Below are 17,395 nucleotides of genomic sequence, written 5' to 3'. Positions count from 1 at the left end.
CCCGCGTCGTGCGGCCGCCGCGTCCGGCACCGCTCACTTCGCCGAACTCACTGCGACCGCACTTCGCACACGCCGCCGCCGAGCCTCCTCGGCGCGCCCTGTCGGCCCCGCAACCGAGCTCCACACCGTTCGCCGAGCCCGTCACCGACCCGGACACCGAGCCGGTTGCCACCCGGCTGACGCCAGGGAGCGGCAGCTGGCTCACCAGTCCCTTCCATCCACCGGCAGGCAGATCTGCGGAGACCGCTTCAGTACCCCTCACAGCTCATGCCGTCGCCCCATCCATCCGGGAGATCTTCTGATGGCCACTCCGGCCCCGCAGCCCACCCACTTCGATTCCGCGTACGCGGCCCCGGGCTCCCCGGGCGCGGCGCACGTCCCTGCACACCCCGGCACCTCGGCCTGCCGCCTCTGCGGTGCGCAACCCGCGGCCCAAGTCGCGGTCCGCGCGCACCAGGGACTGCTGCTGATGATGCGCTTCCACAAGGTCGACGGCCCGTTCTGCCGCCCCTGCGGGACGGCTGCCGTACGCGAGTTGACGGCTACGACGCTCTGGCAGGGCTGGTGGTCCCCGTTCTCCCTGGTCTTCTTCAGCCCGTTCACCCTGGTCTGGAACCTCTTCGCCAGCCGCAAGCTCACCGCGCTACCGCCGCCCGGGCCGACCGCACCGGGCGCCACCCGCCTCCAGGGAGGAAAGCCCGTTCACCAAAGGCCGTTGGCGTACGTCGCTATCATTCCGCTCGTCTGGGCGGTGTGGTTCATCACCGGCATGATCACCCATGTATGAAGGGTCGGGTCGGCCCCTTGCCCGCGAGCGCAGCAGACACCAGGCGCACGGCCGGACGAGCTCGGCTCCGGCTCTGGAGACCGCGCACGCACGCGCCTCGCTGAGTAGACCCGGGCAGCTGCCGGGTGTGCCGGACGGTGCGCTTCCACGATCAGGCCACGGGGCTCTCCTCGCGGCTGCCGCCGTGGTGGCGCCTATCCAACTGAGGCTGACAGCCGGCACCGCTTCCGCCGGAGGGCGACAAGCTGAGCGGAGGGGTGGCCTGCCCCGACCTCGTGCCGGACTGCGACATGAGCGCCCACGGGGGTGGCGGCGAAGACGAGCAGGATGCACCCCGCCCTGGCAGCAAGCCGAGCGGCGGGGACAGCGGGGGCGGCGGCGATCTACCCCGGCTGGAAACTTGCCCTGCCCCAGACCGGCAAGGAGAACTCATTGCCAGACAAGGACGCCGATCCGACGGGCCCGACCTCCGCCACCGCTATACCCACACGCTTACCCGTCGCCCGCAGGATCCTATCGGCAGGTGAGCGCGATGCCAGGACTCCGTATGGGTGTGCCATGACACAGATGGCCACGATCCGCCGGATTCCCGATGCCTGTCATGGGGTGGGTGGAAGGCATGCAGGTGTGACGTGGATGCTGCCTGAGACGATGCTTGCCGAGCCGGTGGCCAGCCCTGTTCTGCGGCCAGGGTGGGCCGCCGAGCCCAAGTGGGACGGATTCCGGGCTGGCATTTCCGTAGATAACGGCCGCGTGGTGCTGCGCTCCAGGCGCGGCACTTCCATGGCGGCGGCGTTCCCGGAGGTGGTAGCCGGGACCGAACAGCTGCCTGATGCGACTGCGCTGGATGGCGAGTTGATCGTGTGGGAGGCGGACCGGCTCGCCTTTGAACGGTTGCAGAACCGGCTGCACCGGCGGGGAGCCGGGGCAGCGCAGGCCGCTGTCCACTGGCCTGCGCACTTCGTCGCCTTCGACGTGCTGCGGCTGTCTGGCACTGACACCACAGCGTGGCCCTACAGCCGTCGGCGGACGGCGTTGGAGTCGCTGTTCGGCGAACATCAACTGTCGGCGCCGTGGGCGCTGAGCCCGTCGACCACCGACCCGGACGGCGTGAGGGAGTGGCTGACCTGGGCATCGGTCGGCATTGAAGGCGTCCTTTTCAAGAAGCTGGACGCCCCCTACCGCCCCCAGGTCCGCGGCTGGCAGAAGTACAAGGTCCGCGACACCACCGAAGCAATCGTCGGGGCGATCACCGGATCCCCTTCCGCTCCGGCCAGTCTGCTGCTCGGCCAGTACGACACGAACGGGCGCCTGCAGTACACCGGGCGGACCACCCAGCTCACCCAGTCAGCCAGCGGCGCGCTGAACGGCCTGCTGGCCCCCGCCGCCAAGGGGCACCCATGGACGGGCTGGTCGTTCTCCGCCGGGTGGGGAACCAAGAAGGCCCTTCAAGTCACGCTCGTACAAACGGAATTGGTGGTGGAGGTCGGCGTCGATGTGGCCCGTGACACCGCTGGCCGATGGCGCCATCCCGCGCGGCTACACCGCGCTCGCCCAGACCTCCAGCCCACTGATCTTCCTTCGCTGCCTCGCCATACTGATCACTCCTGAAGGTCGGAGCACATGTAGAGCGCTGAGCTCTCGGAGAGACGCCGACCTGTTCCGGGACCCTGCCGGCCCAGCCGCCACACGGGCCCTACCCGGCGAGCGCGGCGGGTTCACCGAGCGCCGCTGCAGCCATGCGCCAGGCAGCCGTCACTGCAGTGCGAGCTCGCTCTGTCCGGACAACACCCTCACCAGTCAAGGTGAGTGGTGCTCCCACATGCACGTGCAGTTCCGGACGCCGCAGCGGAGCCGTGAGCAGTCCCGAGAGCTGTTTGGTCACGCTTCCCGAGGTGATCCGGCGCGCGCCGGCCTGCCCCACGGGCACCACCGGAGCCCCGGTGCGCCTGGCAAGGCGGGCCAAGCCGCTGCGGAAGTTGCCGGGCGCCGCTTCCTCGGCGTCTGAACGGTGCGGAAGGCCGCCCTCGGCGTAGATCAGGACCAGGCGGCCCTGCTCCAAAGCCTCGGCGGCAGCGTCCAGTGCGCTTGCCGCGCGTCGGTCACGGCGGTGGACGGGGATGTGCCCCTCGCGGGCGAGCGCGCGGCCGAGCAATGGGACACGCCAGAGCCCGGCGGCCGCCATGACGAGTGGACGGGCTCCGAGACGGTGCAGTGCGGCCAGCACGGTGACGGGGTCCGCCAATGAGGTGTGGTTCGCCGTGATGATGCTGCCGGGTGCGAGTTCGGCGTCCGGGTCCGTGGTGACGGTGAGTCGGCCGACGGCGGGAACCAGGGTATCGGCGAGGCGACTGAGCATGTTCGGTCTCCCGGACTCGACAATGGTGATCTTCATCGTCGGTCATGGACAGCTCCCGGGCCTGAGTAGCCGCACTCATCTTCCGCGGCCCTGCTACCCGGCAATGGCTCGCGCGCGACGCCAGGCGTGGGGTATTGATCTGGTGCCCAGAACCCTATCCGGTGCCTCTGACACACAGCCGGGCGTTTCCATCGCGGCCAGTCACGCACATACGCCGACGGTCCATGCCGCGTTACTGGTAGCCGTCAGCCATACAGCCACCGCTCCCAGGCTTCGCGGCCGGTCAAGGCGGCGGCGGGGATGCCCAGTTCGGGCAGCGCGCCGGGGTACACGCGCTCGTACGCCGTGTTGTAGGCACTGGCGAGGGCGGCGTCGCCGAGCAGCCACGGCGCGGGGGCGTGGTCGAGGTCGAGCACGGCGAACGCGCCTTCGTAGTGGATGCGGCCGTGGAGGAGACCGCGCTCAAGCAGGGTGTGCCAGCCGCGCCCGACGCGCTCGATCTCGGTCATGCCCTTGGCGGTGTCGATGACGGAAGCGACCTCGAACCGGCGGGGTGGGATGTGCGCGTAGAGCTTCGCGATCATCCAGGGCAGGCCCAGGATACGGAAAAGGTGGGTTCGATGGGCGCCGCCCATGGAGACGTTGTAGAGCGGTCCGGCCGGTCCGTTGATGACTCGGAGAGAAACTGCGGGTTCCTCGGCAAGGTGGTAGCGGAGAAATGCGGCGAGCTGCTCGGGCGTAGTGGTGAGCAGTTCGCGGGTGGCGCGGGGTATCCAGCTAGGGCCGCGCGAGGCCTCGGACCGGTCGAAGTCTCCCCATACCTCGTCGATGGCTTGCACGATGGCGTCGGTGCGCACCCAGGCGGCGCTCTCGGTGGCTGCCCAGTCGTGCTCCTGCTGGCGGTTGTAGAGGTTGCAATGCGGCGACTGTGGCGCACTGGCCTGGAGCTGGGTGGTGGCCGCGCGCACCCGATCGCCGATCTCGTCCTCGGGCCAGGCCCGCTGGAGCTGAGTGATGGCGGCGATGGTGGCGTCGAGCGCGGTGCGGTCGGCATCGAAGGCGCGCAGGATCTCCCCCTGATCGATGCCGGGTGAGTCGCTGCCTGCGGCGGGGGCTTCGGGTCGTTCGCCGTGCAAGGTCAAAGTGATCTGTGGGCGGTGGCGGCTGGTGGTCTCGAACGACTGCAGGGCTTGCTCGGCGGCGTCTGGGGTGGCGCTCCAGCCGCGCGCACAAGGGCCGTCGTCGCGGTGCGCGGTCAGGGTGCCGTCGCTGTGCCACGTCGCTGCCCAGGTGCCGCCCGGTCGGTCGAGGTGCACGGGCCTGCGCGCGAGGTCGGCTTCAAGCCGCTGAAGGTCGCCGCGGCGCCGGGCCCGGGCGAGCAGGCTCGGCGCGGGGCGCAGCACGCGCGCCAGGAGTTCCTCGTCGAGCGGATACTCCGCGCGCTCGCCGTGCCATTCGTGCAGGAGGTCTCGTGCCTGGGTGATGCGGTGTGCGGCCTGCCGGGCTGCGTCGCGAAGTTCGTCGCCGTCGAGGTGGTCCTCGACCGCGGCCGCCGCGTGCTTGCCGGCCTCGGCCACCACCTGGTCCCACAGGAACAGCTCGGCGGCGGCCTGGTGCCACAGGTAGCCCTCGCGGGCGGAGGTGTCCGACTTCTGGGCCGTGCTGAGGGACCAAACGATTTGGGCGCGTTCGGCGGGCGGTTGGCCGCGGCCGCGGCGTACGGCGAACTGCAGCAGGATCGAGGTGAGGCGGCGGGCAAGGTGCGTGGGCCGGGGGCGGCCGTCCTTCGTGGTGCACGCCTTCATGCGCGACGCCGCGCACGTGGGGCATGTCCAGTCCCGTGCGTCCCAGTCGGCCGTCACGCATCGGTCCTCTCGTCGGCGATCAGGTCAACCACCTCTGCGGTGGAGTTGGTTGCAGTTTGGCAGCCGTGACCGACACGGGAGCGCGAATGTGCCGCGCCCGGCCGTTCGTAACTGGTCGCGGGCACTCACAGCCTCGGAGCCGGTGGGTCTTGCGGGTCATGGCCTGCTCCGAACGGGCAGTGGCAGTGTGACGTGGAGGATGCTGCTCTCCGGGGTGGGTAGCGCGGCGTTGAGGCTTGTGACGATGGCGGTCGCGCGTCGGTTGGATGTGCCGTACATCGCGGTGGCGGTGTCGCAGTCGGGGAGCCCTGCTGCAGTGTGCAGGGCGTAGTGGGTGAGGTAGCTGCCGATGCCCTGGCCCTGCCAGGCGTCTTCGACCATGACGGCCAACTCATAGGTGCCGGGGTCCGGGTCTTGAGCAGGTGCGCGAGGGCAATGGTGGTGGCGGGTTCGGCCGGGGCTACGGCGAGCCAGGTGGTGCCAGCTGCCGGGTGGACCAGGCGGGACCACTCGCGCGGCGTGATGCCGCGGCGGGGGGTCGCGTACCGGGCGTAACGGGTTTCAAGGGAGCAGCGGTTGTGCATGAGGTTCACTGCGTCGAGGTCGCCGGGATGCGCGCGGTGGGCGATGCATGGCCGGGCTGGGGCCGCGCGGTCGGCGGGCGCTTCGGTGGGGGTGGGTAAGGGCGATCTCCTCCGTGCGGGCGCGAGATGGGAGTCCGATCGGCACGCTAGGAGAGTTGATCGGCAGCGCAGCCAGCCCCGTTCGGTCTCGGTACCGTGACCACGACCGCCCGATCACCCCTGACCCAAAGGAGAGCTTGCCCGTGAACTTCGCCGCCCCTCTCGACGGCATCGAGGTATGCGCCGCCGGTGAACTCCTCAACGGCTATGCGGGCTCGGGGCCCTGCACGCCACCACGGTGGCAACAGGTCCTGGACGGACTGGCAGCCGACCGGCGGGGCGTGATTCCGCGGCAGGCACCCGCAGCTGACACCACCGAGAGAGTGACCTTCCTGCTGGATCACGACCCGCTCGGGCCGCTCTTGGGCTCGGTCGCGCGCCTGCTGCACGAAGGAGACGAGGCAGCGGCCCGCGACACGGCTCACGCCGCACGTTCATTTCACGCCGTGACCACAGCCCCGCCGTTGCGGCACCACCGGCGTCCCGCCCCTGCTCCGGGTGCTGACGTGAGAGCGCACTTTATGTACCGCGTCGCCACGGAGGGCCAGCACTTTCTCCCCATCCGGGCTGGGGAGCTGCATGACGAGCTCGGTGCCATGGTTCCCCGCCAGGCGGTGGTACCGCGGCCCGTACCACACGAACGTGAAGCGTGGGTCGTGGTGTGGGAGACCCTCTCGGCGCCGGGGGTCGTGATGACGGGCGCCTGGGCCGCGGCGGCCTATCCGGACGCCACCGGGATCGAGTGGTTCATGCAGAGTCTCAAGGCCGGCGTCGCGGCTATGGAGCCCGGACCGCCGGACATGGAGTGGCGCAAGCCGTAGGCTGCGGCTCGGTGTGCCTAGTGACCCGTGGCGAAGATCGACATGTGACCGTTCAGGTGACACGGCGGCGTGTCACCTCGACGGCCAGGGCCCACCCCGAGTCGATGTGGTCGAATCCGCAGCGGTGGGCCCGGCGGGGTCCCTACCCCGTGCTCGACCCGACATCGAGCACGCCGTGGAGAAGCCAACTCGGCTGGCACCGCGCATGGTTCGAATGTTCCTCGTGGCTCTCTGCTGCGCGCGCTGTGTCGGGACGGCCCCGCGGTGTTAAGGAGCTCCGAGTCGTGAAGTCAACCGCCGTCGAGCGTCGCGCCGAACTGCTGCGTCTGTACACCGGTCTGCCCTGGCAGTCCGCTCGGCGCCGGGTCGAGGTCGCCGCGCCCGGCTCCCTGTTGATCCCGCAGCCAGACGCCGACCAACTGCTTCTGGAGGCACGGGTGATGGCCGCGCTGGCCTGGCGCCAGATCACCACTCTGTACCCGTGGGGCATCGAATACGTCGACCCGCGCCCTGACGGCCTCCTGATCCGATTCGAGGCCGACGCAGCCGAACAGCGCGACCCGGACGAGAGCCAGGCCCTGGACCTGGCCGAGGTGCTGCTGCCACGCGCCGATGAGTACAGCGAAATCAAGGGGGTGCCCGGGGCCCGTACCCACGTCGAGGACGGGCAGGTGGTGCTGCGTGTGCTCGACACGTCCGCCTCCGTCATCCTGCTGGGTCTGGATCCCGAGGAGTGGCTGCGCGCAGTAAGTGCCAAGGATCAGCAGATGAGCACCTACGGCATGACGCCATGCCACCGCAACCTGCCAACCCGGTTGCACGCGGCCGAGCGCCCCTACCGGCGGCCGGGCGCCACCGCTGCGTCGGCCTGGCTGACCAGCGGGCTGCTGCGTCGAGTTGGCCTGATCCGCACCCTGGGGGTGCCGCTGTACGTGACCGGCTGGCTCGGCCACCACGTGAACGGCGGTGAACGGTGGATCATCGACCCCGAGTTCGCCGAGGGCTACGGCGCTACCAGCCACCGGCGGTTGTCGGCGCTGCTCGCGGCTCCCGGCTGGGGCCTGCCGCTCTCTCCCTTGAACGAGCGCTGCAACTGCCATCTGCCGCCTGGATACAGCGACCAGTGCACCATCGTCACCGGCGGACCGGCGGAGCGGCCCGGCGTGCTGGAGGTTCGGGCCATCCACCGGCGCGGAGACAAACTTAGGCGGATCCAGGAGGACCGCCCAGCAGCCTACGCCGCCCAGCAGCAGCTTGCCCGCTCCGTGCCCACCTGGGTCGACCGCTGGCTAGAGCGCGGTGGATCTCCCGTTCCGAATACGCAGGCCGGGGCCTTCACCTGCCCTCGCTGAGGATCTCAAATCTCGAGCCGCCGCGCGGGACGTACTTCGGCGTGTGCGCCCGCAGGCTCTCCCGTACAGGGACACGTCGATACAAACCCGATCAGTCACTACTAGTCTCTCCGCGTGATACCAAACGAGGACCGACAGTCCCCTGCTCCGCTTGCCGCCGCCATGGCCGTCCGGGTCGACTGCATCGGAGAGGACGGCGTCGACTTCGAGCCCTTGGGCGCCTTCCTGCCGACCGATGAGACAACCGACTGGTTGCGATCGTGGACCGGCAACCGCGAGCTGGAAGGCGACGGCTTTCGCGTGTTCGTTCAGGACGGGACCGGCGGATCCGTCGCCTTCTGGCTGATCCGCCCCGACCGGGCACTGGTCGAGCAACCTGTCATCATTCTCGGCTCCGAAGGTGAAACCGGCGTTGTCGCCCGCAACCTAGGCGCCTTCCTGTGGCTGCTGGCGGACGGTTTCGGCCCACGGGGAGCAGCCACGCCATACGCCCCCGAACCTGGCTGGGTCGCACACGCCAATCACCAGTTGGCAGACGTCGCGGAACGATTCGCACCGGACCACCGTGCGCCAGCGACCACCGTGATCGACCAGGCCACACGAGAGTTCCCCGGCTTCGACGATTCCATGGTGGCGCTCTGCCGCTGAACCCGATCGGCTGAGACCACAGACAATTCGACCAGAGTGCTATGCGGCCCAGATCGCGGCGGAGCACATCCGCGCCGCCATGCTGCACCTACGTGTTCAGGTGCGCCTCAGTCGGCCATACCGGCCAGGCGACGCATGGTCGTCATGAGTTCCTCGGGCGGAGAGATCCTCATCGTCCGGCTCTCCTGGTCAAAGCGGGTGATCGACGTCAGGACGCCGGCGCGCCACCAGAACACCCGGGGAGAGAGGCGTCCGGGGCCATCCTCGTAGGCTCCCTGCCCGAACTGGGCCAACCCGTTGGCGGCCTCGGCCACGTGCTGGTCGGCGAGCGGATAGAACACAAGGTTGTGTCGATTCGGGACGACGAGCAGCACGCCCTCGTCCGGTATCTGCGGGCCGCCGGCGGCCCGCACCGCCTCTTCGAAGGCGAGCACCTTGCTGGCCGCGAACACGGACTCCGGGTGGCCAAGTATGTGAAGGATCGCGCCACCGGGGAGCTCGGCGGTGTCGTAGTTGACCGGCGCACTGAGCAAGTTCCTGCGAGCAGCAGCCGCGAGGGTGCCCCACTCCACGAGGGCCACGTCGCGATCGTCGAGAACGCGAACGTTGTCAGGGGTATCCAGGGCGATGCCCTTCAGGAGGTCCGTGGCCAGAGGTTGCAGGTAGCTGAACTGCCCTCGTGCTTCTTGGGGTATCGATTCCTCGGCGACCAGCCGCAGGTACACGCTGCCCAGAGGGTCGGGGGCACTGCTGTGATCGGTGCGGGCTGACAGGTCACTCATACGCAATTCCTTTGGGCTTGGTGGGTGGTCCGTCGGGCGGCTCACAGGTGGAGCAGCTCACCGATCAGATCACGCAGCCCTGCACCGCGGTGCACCCTTAACTCGTCCCAGGCCTCATGCGTGTCGATTTCGGGTACGTCCCGGCTGCACAGAGAGGGCATCGGCGCACGTCTTGGGATGAGACAAGCTTCGCAGGATGAGACCGGCAAGTCGGGCCTCCCGGGCGGCCCATGGATTGCCTCCGCACCTGTTGCCCCTCAAGTCACGCCCTGTCACAGGTGTATGTGGGGATCAAACAGGCTTCTTGGCTTGGCACCGCGAGCGAGGCCCGGCGATACGATCGTGGTCCTTGTTCGGGACGTTCGGATGGGAGCGACCTCCGTGGCTGAGCTGGTCCAGGAGCAGCGACTGGCTGTGTTCGTGGACTCCTTCGCGTTCACGTTCCAAGAGTCCTGGGACGCGGACCTGCCGGTCGAGTTTCCCGATGCCTTCAACGCCGGTGTGTTCGTGACCGCGTTTCCCGGTCGCGTCGATCTCTGCAGCGCGGGCCACACGCACATGGCGGCGGTGACGGTGCAGGTCTGGGACGGGGACCCGCCCGCGGAGGATGTGCGGGGCGAGGTGGGGTTTGAGTCGGTGAGTGGTGATATCGCCGTAGGGGCGCCCTCGTTGGGACGTACCGATGACCTGATTGAGCTCGGCAGTAGGGGCCCGTGGCGGGTTCGGGCGCACTGCACTGGCTGTGCCGAGCTCGCTGAGCTGCGGGAGTCACCGGAGCCGGTCGCCGGGATCGAGCTCCACCCGGTGCAGTTCTTCCCCGCTGGCTGACCCGAGGTCAAGGGGCGGCTGGTCTGCGCTGGCCGCCCCCTTGCCATCAGGATGTGATCTTTACGAGGAAGGCGTCATCGTCGGTGTCGGCGAGCATCCTGTTCTTGGCGTAGAAGGTCTTGAGCAGGAGTCCGGCGTTTGGATGAAAAGTTGAACTTCTTGGCGTCCGCGTTGTAGGCGTGCCCGTCGGCACTCCTGTCAGTGATGCGACACATCGGTCCGCCTCGCCATCCGGCTCGTCGCGACGCCGCGCGGCAGGTGCACGGCGTGCGGGTCGCCCGCGTTCCCCGCCTGCGGTCGGCCCGAGGCGATCGCGTTCAGCTCATCGGCGGCCTCCTCCAGCGTTTTGTTCCGCGCTCCCCCTGGCCCGCTTGAGCGCCGAATCAGTACTGCTGCCCGCGATCACGGATACCGCCCCTCCTCATCGGCCGATGAGTATGAATCCTTCCCCCTGTGTGGGCGGCTTAGCAGGCGGAAACCGGACGCCTGGGACACCGAGGCTCCGCCCGCTGCCGCGGCAGCAGCGGGATCCTCCAAGCCGCCCACCGTCTCTTCCAACACCGCCTTGCGAAGCACGCCGTTGACGCCACGGTGGCCCATACTCCAGTCCCCAGGCCCCGCGGCTTCCTCACTGGGCGGGTAGGCACCGCGCTCGCGCTGGCCGAGTACGTCAACCTGCTCCCCGCCAGACCTGCCGATGCCTGGGACTGTCTCATCCTGCCGTCCTGAGCCACCCGAGCACCTTCGTACGAGGGAAGCCACACTTCAGCAGTTGCGGCAGGAAGAACCCCAGTCACTCACAGCAGCACGTACAGGGGCTTCACAGAATGTTCCACTGGAGCTGATCGTTCTCGTGCCGCAGTCCATGAATCCGGCGTTCCACCTCTGTGAGGCTTCCAGGTGAGTGTATCGCCTTCCTGGCATTGGTGGTAATCATTCGAAGTTCACGGACGTCACGCAAGGTGCGGAACCCCGGGGATTTGGTGATGTCATACCCATATTCCTCTGCGAACTTCTGGTAGTGGTCGGTGCCGTATCCGAATCGTCGGCAGTGCACTTCCACTGTCACAAGGTCCCATTCTGGCTGCCCAAGCGAGAAGGTGTCCCAGTCGCACAAAACAACGCGCCCTCTGTCATGGAGGGCGTTCCGGTGTTGCGGATCTCCTTGCAAGATGCCTTCCGTCAACTCGAAGTGCACGCCCGCCAGTTCCATCTCGAGCCGGTCAGCACGCTGTTTGAGGTAGGTGATAACACCTTCAGGTAGAGAGGTGGTGGCCGACAAGGACTTGCGGATTGCGCGGATATTGTCGTGACGTTTGACGGGGAATGAAGGAAGCGGGAAGTTGTGCAGGGCATGCAGGGGTTTGGCCAGCTGTGCCGCCATGACTGGGCGAGCGGGTTGCGGAAGGTAGACCCAGAACGTCACGGCATGCTCATTGATGACGGCAGGCTGTTCAGGTATGGGGTGCAGGGGAACCGTTGGGAATTCGTTTTCCATGAGGATTTGGACGAATCGAACGGTGCGCTGAACGTCACTGATGTTTGATCCGCGGCGGGCGATTTTCACAACGACTGGTGATTTTTCGAGGAGTATTACCGCATTAGTGTGGCCTCGGAGCAGTCGTGCGCCGGTCGGGTCCAGTCCTGCGGCCAGGCAGGCCTGATCGAGAACGTGGTGCAGCTCGGCTTCGTCGAAGCCGCCGTGGATCGGTGTGGGTGCCGTCATGAGGGCAAGGCTGGCCGACGAGGCACCGGCCTGTCATCCTTGCGCGGGAGGCAGCGCGAGGATCTGGTCGAGTTCTTTCGCCGCTCTGCCGCGTTGCGCCGCAGGTGGGAGGATCTGGATGACCTGGCGTGCGCGTTCTTCCAGAATGTGAGTGCGCATGGCGGGGTGCACCCTTAAGTAGGTGGTGGAGGCGAGTTGGCAGGCCTCCGTCGAGCTTCGCTCGCGTGCGAGGCAGATCGCTGCCTCCAGGTGGAGAAGTGCTGGGTCGATGCCTGTGCGCGAGGGGTACAACGCCAGTGCCTCCGCCTGCACCTTTCGTGCTTGGCTCGTGTGTCCCATTGCTGTGTATGCGCCGCTCAGGTAAAGGAGGAGGCGCCGTAGAGGAAAGGCGAAAGCGTCGTTCTCGGGTCCCGTTTCGCAACGTTCAAAGGTCGTCAGTGCGAGTCGGATCGCTGCTTCGGCGCCTTGCGTATCGCCTTGCTGCGCGAGAGCGCGAGCTTCAGCTGCGGAAGCGAAGGCGCTGGTTGCGGTGGGGCGGCCCCGGCACAGCATGCGGGCTGAGGCGGCGAGCCGCACAGCGGTATCGATCGGACCGTAGTAGTACGGCAGCATGGCGGCTTGAGCCCTAACGCGTGCCCTCAGCTCGGAGTTGCCGCTGTCGTCGGCCGCAGTGCGTGCGGTGGCATACCAAGCGCGCGAGCTGGAGAGCCGCCCCAGTTTCATCAGCGAGTCGGCTGAGAGTGTGGCCAGCATCGCGATTTGCTCGGAGATGCGCACCTGCACGCCGGCTGGTTGCCGTTCGTCAGCGAGTGCTCTCACCTCGTCCAATTGATCGAGCAGGTCGACTAGCATCGTTTCGGGAGGCGTGTAGACGTATTGTTGGCGGAGCAACAGCAGGTATTCGTCGAGCTCGTCCAGTTGTTGAGGACTTACTGTGGTTGCGGCCAGAGTTCGGTTCACAGTCCGCCGCACGGCGGCCTCACGATTCGCTAAGGAGTCGGTTGCCGGTAATTCTGTGCGCTCCGGCTCGAACCCCGGCGTTTCCCGGCCTGCCCCAGTGAGCGCCCCTTGAGGAAGAGCCGGGGATCCCTGCCCATCTGGCGCAAATCCGAGACCTGCCAGGTCACATTCGTACAGCCGAGCCAACAACTGCAGGGCAGCAATACGTGGTTCGCGGCCCTTCTCCCAGTGGCTCAGCTGCACCACGTCCGGACTCGGGGCGTTCGGGTCGAGACTCCGACCGAGCTCCTGCAACCGATCGACCGCTTCACGAAGTGTCCAGCCGCGCGCCAGCCGGTGGGCCCTGAGCTTGCTCACTGAACAGCACTGGCTGATCCCGATGACGAGTTGCTCAAGCGGCAGCCCTCGCTGCGCAGCAGCCATGCGCTGACGCCCCGCGCAAGAGGGACCGTGCTTAACCCCTTGTTCCCCCACCACATCTCCCCTCTGCCGCTCTTGTAGCCCAGCGTAGTGACTGAGGTATGACCGAGGGTAAGAATTTGCAACTTGCTCGGACTGAAGTCACAAATTTGCGACTCAGGTGAGGCTGTGGTCGCGGTTTTGCGACAAGCGACAGTTGCACGTGGCTAGTACGCCGAGGACTCTTTCGACTCCCGGTCAGGCCTCTGGTCTCCCGGTCCCCACACCGCCCACCCGGGAGGTACCCGATGAGCTCCGTCGCAGCCGTTGCTGCTGAAGGTACGAAGCCGATGCCGCAACCGTCGGACAGCTTTGATCGCACCATCGCTCCGGAACCCGCTCGCGTAGCTGAGATACGGCACGCCGTCGCCGATCAGATGCATGAGTGGGATCTGGATCCCTGGCTGGTGGAGAACGTGCCGCTCGTTCTTTCCGAACTAGTGACGAACGCCGTCGTGCATGGCGAAGGGTCCGTCCACGTGACGATGCGGCAGATGTACCCGGGTCTACTCATTGAGGTCACCGACGAGAGCACAACTGCACCTCTGCTGGCCCCGGTTCTCCGGGACGTCGAGGACGTGCACGGCCGTGGCCTGTACCTCGTCGATGCCTTCTGTGACGTATGGGGCGTCAAGGACGATGGCAAGACCACGTGGGCCTGCTTCTACGCAGTCAGGAGGTCATGAGGTGGTACGGCCCTCCGTGGCGATGACGAAAGCCGGGAAGCTGGCCCAGACGGCTAAGGAGTCGGTGGCGTCTCTGTCCGGGCGCCAAGAAGGCCCCGGTCCCCGGGCGTCGGAGTCGGAGCCTTCGGGTCTCCGGCAGGTCAGGCGCTTGAGGCCAATGCGGTTACAGCCGATGCAGCGGTTGGTAGCCCTCGACGAGCGCCGGTTCCTCCAGGTGTGCTGCCAGCTCTCCGTCGCGCGGGAAGGTGGGCCGCGATGACCGTTGCTGCCTCGGCCCTCACTCAAGTACCGCTCACCACGGCCCCTTTGGCGGGGATGCCCCGCGCCGACGCCAATGTCATCGCTGCCGGGCACAGCCCGCCTACACACAGCAGGTGAACCCCTACTTGGGGCCTCCCTTCGGGGTCATCGGACCGTCCACGCGGGCGGACACCGAGACTCCATTGCACCGAGGGAGGTGACGCCTACCGGCGTCCCGGCCGTGCTCTGTGGGGGAGCAGACGGCCGGCCCAAATCCCCCTTCGAGTCCGCCGACAACGCGCCCGGCGGCGCGTCGTCCAGGCGGTGACCGATCGAAGGGGAGCAGCGCCGTCGCACCCCTTGCAAGTCGGGCGAGGCGTGCAGCGGCCGACGGGCCGCCGCCCAGTCAGGTATGGGCGGCGGCCGCCCACCCCCACCGCATGGACCCGACCGCCCCTGCCGCGGACAAAGCCATCCGCCGCTCCCGCCCGTCCTCGGAAACCACTGTCCTGATTGGAGAGTTGATGATGCCCTTACTGAGCACCCGCCACAGCTGGCGGGTGAGCAGCAGCGAATCACCGCTGCCTGATCTGGTACCGCGCCAGGTGGATATCGTCCGCCTCAGCTGGGGCCTGGGCATGGCCGCACTCGACGTGATGATCGATAACGGAAGGCCGGTCGGGCCGCTCCTGTGCTGCACCACCCACCAACGACTGCTCGTGCCGGTCACGGACGGGACAGTCTCCTGGTGGCGTGCCCCGCACTCCGAGTTTCAGTGTGGCCGAGGGCGATCGCTGCAGTGCTCCACCCAGGGACCCGAGGGCGTCTGTCAGGGCCGACGGTTCTGGCTCGTCCCGCCTGAGCCCCGCGTCTATGCGACCACCGACCCACAAGGCCTGTATGACCTCCTGGGACAGGCTCGGACGCATCTGCGGCACGTCGCCCCGCAGTCGATGCAGGCCGACAGACGGGCGGTGTGCCGTGTCTGATCACAGCGAAGAGCGAAACTTCCACGGAACTCCGGAAACGACGCAGCTGCGACAACTCGTCGAGCAGACCCTTGCGTGGGATCTCCGCAGCCCGGAGGACGTACCGGAGGTGGATCACACCCTGGGCGTGATCGAGGGCATCCGTGAGCAGGCTTCGCTGCTCAGTGACGTCCTGCAGGCCGCTGTTGAACGGATGCCGCAGGACTCCGATGTGTGCCGGCGCGTGCAGGCGACGCTTAGTGAAGCGCGCGGGCGGCTCACGTACGGGGCGCCCCCCGAGCGGCACCGCGCCGCCGCACGAGCCCAGAACCTGGCTCGTCTGGGCCAGGCCCTCCTCCAGGCCGTGCACCTGGTCGAACGTGAGGCGCCCGACAGCCTGATCCCTCCCCCACGTACCTAACCCCTCAGGACGGGCTTCCTCCAGCATCGTGAACTCCGTGCCCCCACACGGACGCCTCGAGGCACACCGCGGGAGGAAGCGGTGACTCCCGTACGGGAGGCGCCCCGGCCGCCGCCATCGCGCAGGTTGTGAGCGGTGGCCGGCCACGCCTGTCCACCGCTCACCCCAGTCGCCCCGACGCATGTTCCGTCCGACCCCAACTTTCGAGATAGGCCACAACGATGTGTCCGCACAAGCCGCCGTACCCCGCCCTCGGCTCCCCCGACCGGGAAGCCGCTCTCCCGCTCGCGAGCCACCCGGAACGGGGCTCGCTGTGCACCGGCGTTCCGACGTTCGACACCGGTGAGCTGCTCCCTGACGGCCAGATCGTCGCCCCGCACCGGCCTGAGCCGGCCGCGCTGGTGACGCCATGATGAGGCCACCTACCCCTGCGTGCGGCAACCCACCGGCTTTCGCACGTCTTCTGGCGGGTTGCCTGCCGGGAGTGGACGGGTTCCTGCACAAGGAGGCGGCCCAGTGAGCACGGCTCCGTGGTACGACCGCACGCACCCCATCCCATCCGGAGTCGATTTCGTCAACTGGCATTTGTCACGGCTCCGACTCGGTGGGCCTCACATGGACTTCGCGAAAGTCCCCCGGGACATCCCCGATGGGTGGGGCTGGTTCCGTGCCCAGTCTCTGGCCGAGGAACTGTGGCCCGAGGATGCGGACCTCGCGGTGGTCGTCTGCTTCTTCCCTGACCCTCTGTTCCGCCGCGATGACCTGAGCGGCCGCATTCCGCACGGAGCGGTGAAGCACTGGTCCACCCGGCTGGATGCGTGCGCCGAGGTACTGGCGAACGTCGGCTTCGTCGTCGAGGAGTGGGGCGTGCCGAAGATGCCGGACTTGCACGGGGGCGCCGACCTGGTCGTCTACCGGCTCCCGCCGGGTATCACACCGGCCCCCCGCACACCTGACGCGCTGCGCCATGCACAGCCGGTGCGCCCGAACTTCAAAGCCCAGGGCATGACCACCCTGTGGAGGCTTTACGTCGCTCTCGAAAGGGCTGACCCGCCCTTGTACAGCCATCGGCGGCGCGAAGACGAGCCGCAGAGCCCGGGAGCGTGCGTCGTGCGGGATGTCGAGGAGAACCTGTGGCCTCCCGGAACGACCGAGTGCGTACTGGCGACGTGGATTCCTGATCCTGCCTACCAACGCGTGCCTGGCATGTCCGCGGCACCGCTTGGCGCCATGGAGCACTGGAAGCGGGGCGTCGCCCATCTGGAGCGGATTCTGACGCGTGCGGGTTATGAGGTCCGGCGCCGCCAGCGCCTCTGGCACCCCGATACCGACAGCGGAGCCACACGCCTCGCCTACCGCTGTCTCCCCCGCGATGCGCCGCCCGCCACCGGTACGCATGCCGGCAGACCCGCAACACGGCCGCGGTGGCGGACCTACCAGCTGACTGACCGCCAGGAGGACCGCACGTGAACCGCTGTCGCCTCATCGAGGACTACGCGCTCATCGGAGACATGCAGACCGCCGCCCTGGTCTGCCGGGACGGCACAGTCGACTGGCTGTGCCTGCCCCGCTTCGACTCCCACGCCGTTTTCGCAGGCATGTTGGGCACGGAGGAGCACGGCTTCTGGCGCCTCGGGCCCGCGTACGCATCGGAGGCGCAGCCACCCACGGCTGCCCGCCGCACCTATCGCGGCGATTCACTTGTGCTCGAATCGGAGTGGGACACCCCACGCGGCACGGTTCGCGTGACCGATTTCATGCCGCCGCGCGACACGGACGCCCCGCAGCTCGTGCGGATCGTCGAGGGTGT

At 67.9% G+C, this 17,395-nt stretch carries 17 protein-coding genes; 11 read left to right on the top strand and 6 right to left on the bottom strand.

Annotated features, from left to right (window positions below):
- The first annotated feature begins 301 nt into the window (after positions 1 to 301).
- Together ACFUPX_RS07545 and ACFUPX_RS07540 are read left to right on the top strand one after the other, a co-directional pair.
- Positions 302 to 787: a hypothetical protein gene (locus ACFUPX_RS07545; RefSeq protein ID WP_383317569.1), complete on the top strand. Its 486-nt coding sequence runs from the start codon at positions 302 to 304 to the stop codon at positions 785 to 787.
- Positions 788 to 1,354: 567 nt separating this feature from the next.
- Positions 1,355 to 2,398: an ATP-dependent DNA ligase gene (locus ACFUPX_RS07540; RefSeq protein ID WP_383317566.1), complete on the top strand. Its 1,044-nt coding sequence runs from the start codon at positions 1,355 to 1,357 to the stop codon at positions 2,396 to 2,398.
- 85 nt (positions 2,399 to 2,483) lie between these two features.
- Here the strand turns inward: ACFUPX_RS07540 and ACFUPX_RS07535 are convergent, their stop codons facing one another.
- The 3 genes from ACFUPX_RS07535 to ACFUPX_RS07525 form a co-directional block, all read right to left on the bottom strand.
- Complete coding sequence (locus ACFUPX_RS07535) at positions 2,484 to 3,146, bottom strand: lysophospholipid acyltransferase family protein (protein ID WP_383317563.1); 663 nt, start codon at positions 3,144 to 3,146, stop codon at positions 2,484 to 2,486.
- Positions 3,147 to 3,391: 245 nt separating this feature from the next.
- Positions 3,392 to 5,008, bottom strand: a complete 1,617-nt coding sequence (locus tag ACFUPX_RS07530; RefSeq protein WP_383317560.1) for a hypothetical protein — start codon at positions 5,006 to 5,008, stop codon at positions 3,392 to 3,394.
- 159 nt (positions 5,009 to 5,167) lie between these two features.
- Positions 5,168 to 5,392 (bottom strand): hypothetical protein, encoded by a 225-nt coding sequence (locus tag ACFUPX_RS07525; protein ID WP_383317557.1) that lies wholly within the window; start codon positions 5,390 to 5,392, stop codon positions 5,168 to 5,170.
- 958 nt (positions 5,393 to 6,350) lie between these two features.
- Here ACFUPX_RS07525 and ACFUPX_RS07520 point away from each other — a divergent pair.
- The 3 genes from ACFUPX_RS07520 (at position 6,351) to ACFUPX_RS07510 (ending at position 8,515) form a co-directional block, all read left to right on the top strand.
- The gene (locus ACFUPX_RS07520; RefSeq protein WP_383317555.1) at positions 6,351 to 6,515 is read left to right on the top strand and encodes a hypothetical protein; all 165 of its coding nucleotides are present in this window, start codon (positions 6,351 to 6,353) and stop codon (positions 6,513 to 6,515) included.
- 284 nt (positions 6,516 to 6,799) lie between these two features.
- Complete coding sequence (locus ACFUPX_RS07515; protein ID WP_383317552.1) at positions 6,800 to 7,867, top strand: hypothetical protein; 1,068 nt, start codon at positions 6,800 to 6,802, stop codon at positions 7,865 to 7,867.
- Positions 7,868 to 8,029: 162 nt separating this feature from the next.
- Positions 8,030 to 8,515: an SMI1/KNR4 family protein gene (locus tag ACFUPX_RS07510; RefSeq protein ID WP_383317549.1), complete on the top strand. Its 486-nt coding sequence runs from the start codon at positions 8,030 to 8,032 to the stop codon at positions 8,513 to 8,515.
- 107 nt (positions 8,516 to 8,622) lie between these two features.
- On the opposite strand, the gene ACFUPX_RS07505 is transcribed toward ACFUPX_RS07510, so the two are convergent.
- Positions 8,623 to 9,297, bottom strand: coding sequence for a hypothetical protein (locus ACFUPX_RS07505; RefSeq protein ID WP_383317546.1), 675 nt, complete (start codon positions 9,295 to 9,297; stop codon positions 8,623 to 8,625).
- A gap of 381 nt (positions 9,298 to 9,678) precedes the next feature.
- Here ACFUPX_RS07505 and ACFUPX_RS07500 point away from each other — a divergent pair, with 381 nt between their 5' ends.
- Entirely contained in the window at positions 9,679 to 10,125 is a 447-nt protein-coding gene (locus tag ACFUPX_RS07500) for a hypothetical protein (protein WP_383317543.1), read from the top strand.
- 820 nt (positions 10,126 to 10,945) lie between these two features.
- Here ACFUPX_RS07500 and ACFUPX_RS07495 read toward each other — a convergent pair.
- Entirely contained in the window at positions 10,946 to 11,851 is a 906-nt protein-coding gene (locus ACFUPX_RS07495) for a phosphotransferase family protein (RefSeq protein ID WP_383317539.1), read from the bottom strand.
- Between the two features lie 33 nt (positions 11,852 to 11,884).
- The gene (locus tag ACFUPX_RS07490; RefSeq protein ID WP_383317536.1) at positions 11,885 to 13,234 is read right to left on the bottom strand and encodes a helix-turn-helix domain-containing protein; all 1,350 of its coding nucleotides are present in this window, start codon (positions 13,232 to 13,234) and stop codon (positions 11,885 to 11,887) included.
- 284 nt (positions 13,235 to 13,518) lie between these two features.
- Here ACFUPX_RS07490 and ACFUPX_RS07485 point away from each other — a divergent pair, with 284 nt between their 5' ends.
- The 5 genes from ACFUPX_RS07485 to ACFUPX_RS07465 all read left to right on the top strand — a co-directional run.
- Entirely contained in the window at positions 13,519 to 13,956 is a 438-nt protein-coding gene (locus tag ACFUPX_RS07485) for an ATP-binding protein (protein ID WP_383317533.1), read from the top strand.
- 1,221 nt (positions 13,957 to 15,177) lie between these two features.
- Entirely contained in the window at positions 15,178 to 15,585 is a 408-nt protein-coding gene (locus ACFUPX_RS07480; protein WP_383317530.1) for a DUF6415 family natural product biosynthesis protein, read from the top strand.
- 221 nt (positions 15,586 to 15,806) lie between these two features.
- Positions 15,807 to 15,998 (top strand): DUF5999 family protein, encoded by a 192-nt coding sequence (locus tag ACFUPX_RS07475; RefSeq protein WP_383317528.1) that lies wholly within the window; start codon positions 15,807 to 15,809, stop codon positions 15,996 to 15,998.
- Positions 15,999 to 16,200: 202 nt separating this feature from the next.
- Positions 16,201 to 17,055: a hypothetical protein gene (locus tag ACFUPX_RS07470; RefSeq protein WP_383317524.1), complete on the top strand. Its 855-nt coding sequence runs from the start codon at positions 16,201 to 16,203 to the stop codon at positions 17,053 to 17,055.
- Positions 17,056 to 17,096: 41 nt separating this feature from the next.
- Positions 17,097 to 17,395 (top strand): trehalase-like domain-containing protein (locus ACFUPX_RS07465; protein ID WP_383318026.1); only part of this gene is annotated, 299 nt, incomplete at its 3' end.

This window comes from Streptomyces sp. NPDC057302 (assembly GCF_042667685.1).
GTDB lineage: Bacteria > Actinomycetota > Actinomycetes > Streptomycetales > Streptomycetaceae > Streptomyces.
This window is presented reverse-complemented; position numbering and strand designations above follow the sequence as displayed.

Coding starts and splice junctions, on each gene's coding strand:
- ACFUPX_RS07475 (WP_383317528.1), top strand. CDS start 15,807: ATGTGTCCGCACAAGCCGCCGTACCCCGCCCTCGGCTCCCCCGACCGG.
- ACFUPX_RS07495 (WP_383317539.1), bottom strand. CDS start 11,851: ATGACGGCACCCACACCGATCCACGGCGGCTTCGACGAAGCCGAGCTG.
- ACFUPX_RS07540 (WP_383317566.1), top strand. CDS start 1,355: ATGGCCACGATCCGCCGGATTCCCGATGCCTGTCATGGGGTGGGTGGA.
- ACFUPX_RS07535 (WP_383317563.1), bottom strand. CDS start 3,146: ATGCTCAGTCGCCTCGCCGATACCCTGGTTCCCGCCGTCGGCCGACTC.
- ACFUPX_RS07510 (WP_383317549.1), top strand. CDS start 8,030: ATGGCCGTCCGGGTCGACTGCATCGGAGAGGACGGCGTCGACTTCGAG.
- ACFUPX_RS07490 (WP_383317536.1), bottom strand. CDS start 13,234: ATGGCTGCTGCGCAGCGAGGGCTGCCGCTTGAGCAACTCGTCATCGGG.
- ACFUPX_RS07470 (WP_383317524.1), top strand. CDS start 16,201: ATGGACTTCGCGAAAGTCCCCCGGGACATCCCCGATGGGTGGGGCTGG.
- ACFUPX_RS07525 (WP_383317557.1), bottom strand. CDS start 5,392: ATGGTCGAAGACGCCTGGCAGGGCCAGGGCATCGGCAGCTACCTCACC.
- ACFUPX_RS07545 (WP_383317569.1), top strand. CDS start 302: ATGGCCACTCCGGCCCCGCAGCCCACCCACTTCGATTCCGCGTACGCG.
- ACFUPX_RS07505 (WP_383317546.1), bottom strand. CDS start 9,297: ATGAGTGACCTGTCAGCCCGCACCGATCACAGCAGTGCCCCCGACCCT.
- ACFUPX_RS07485 (WP_383317533.1), top strand. CDS start 13,519: ATGAGCTCCGTCGCAGCCGTTGCTGCTGAAGGTACGAAGCCGATGCCG.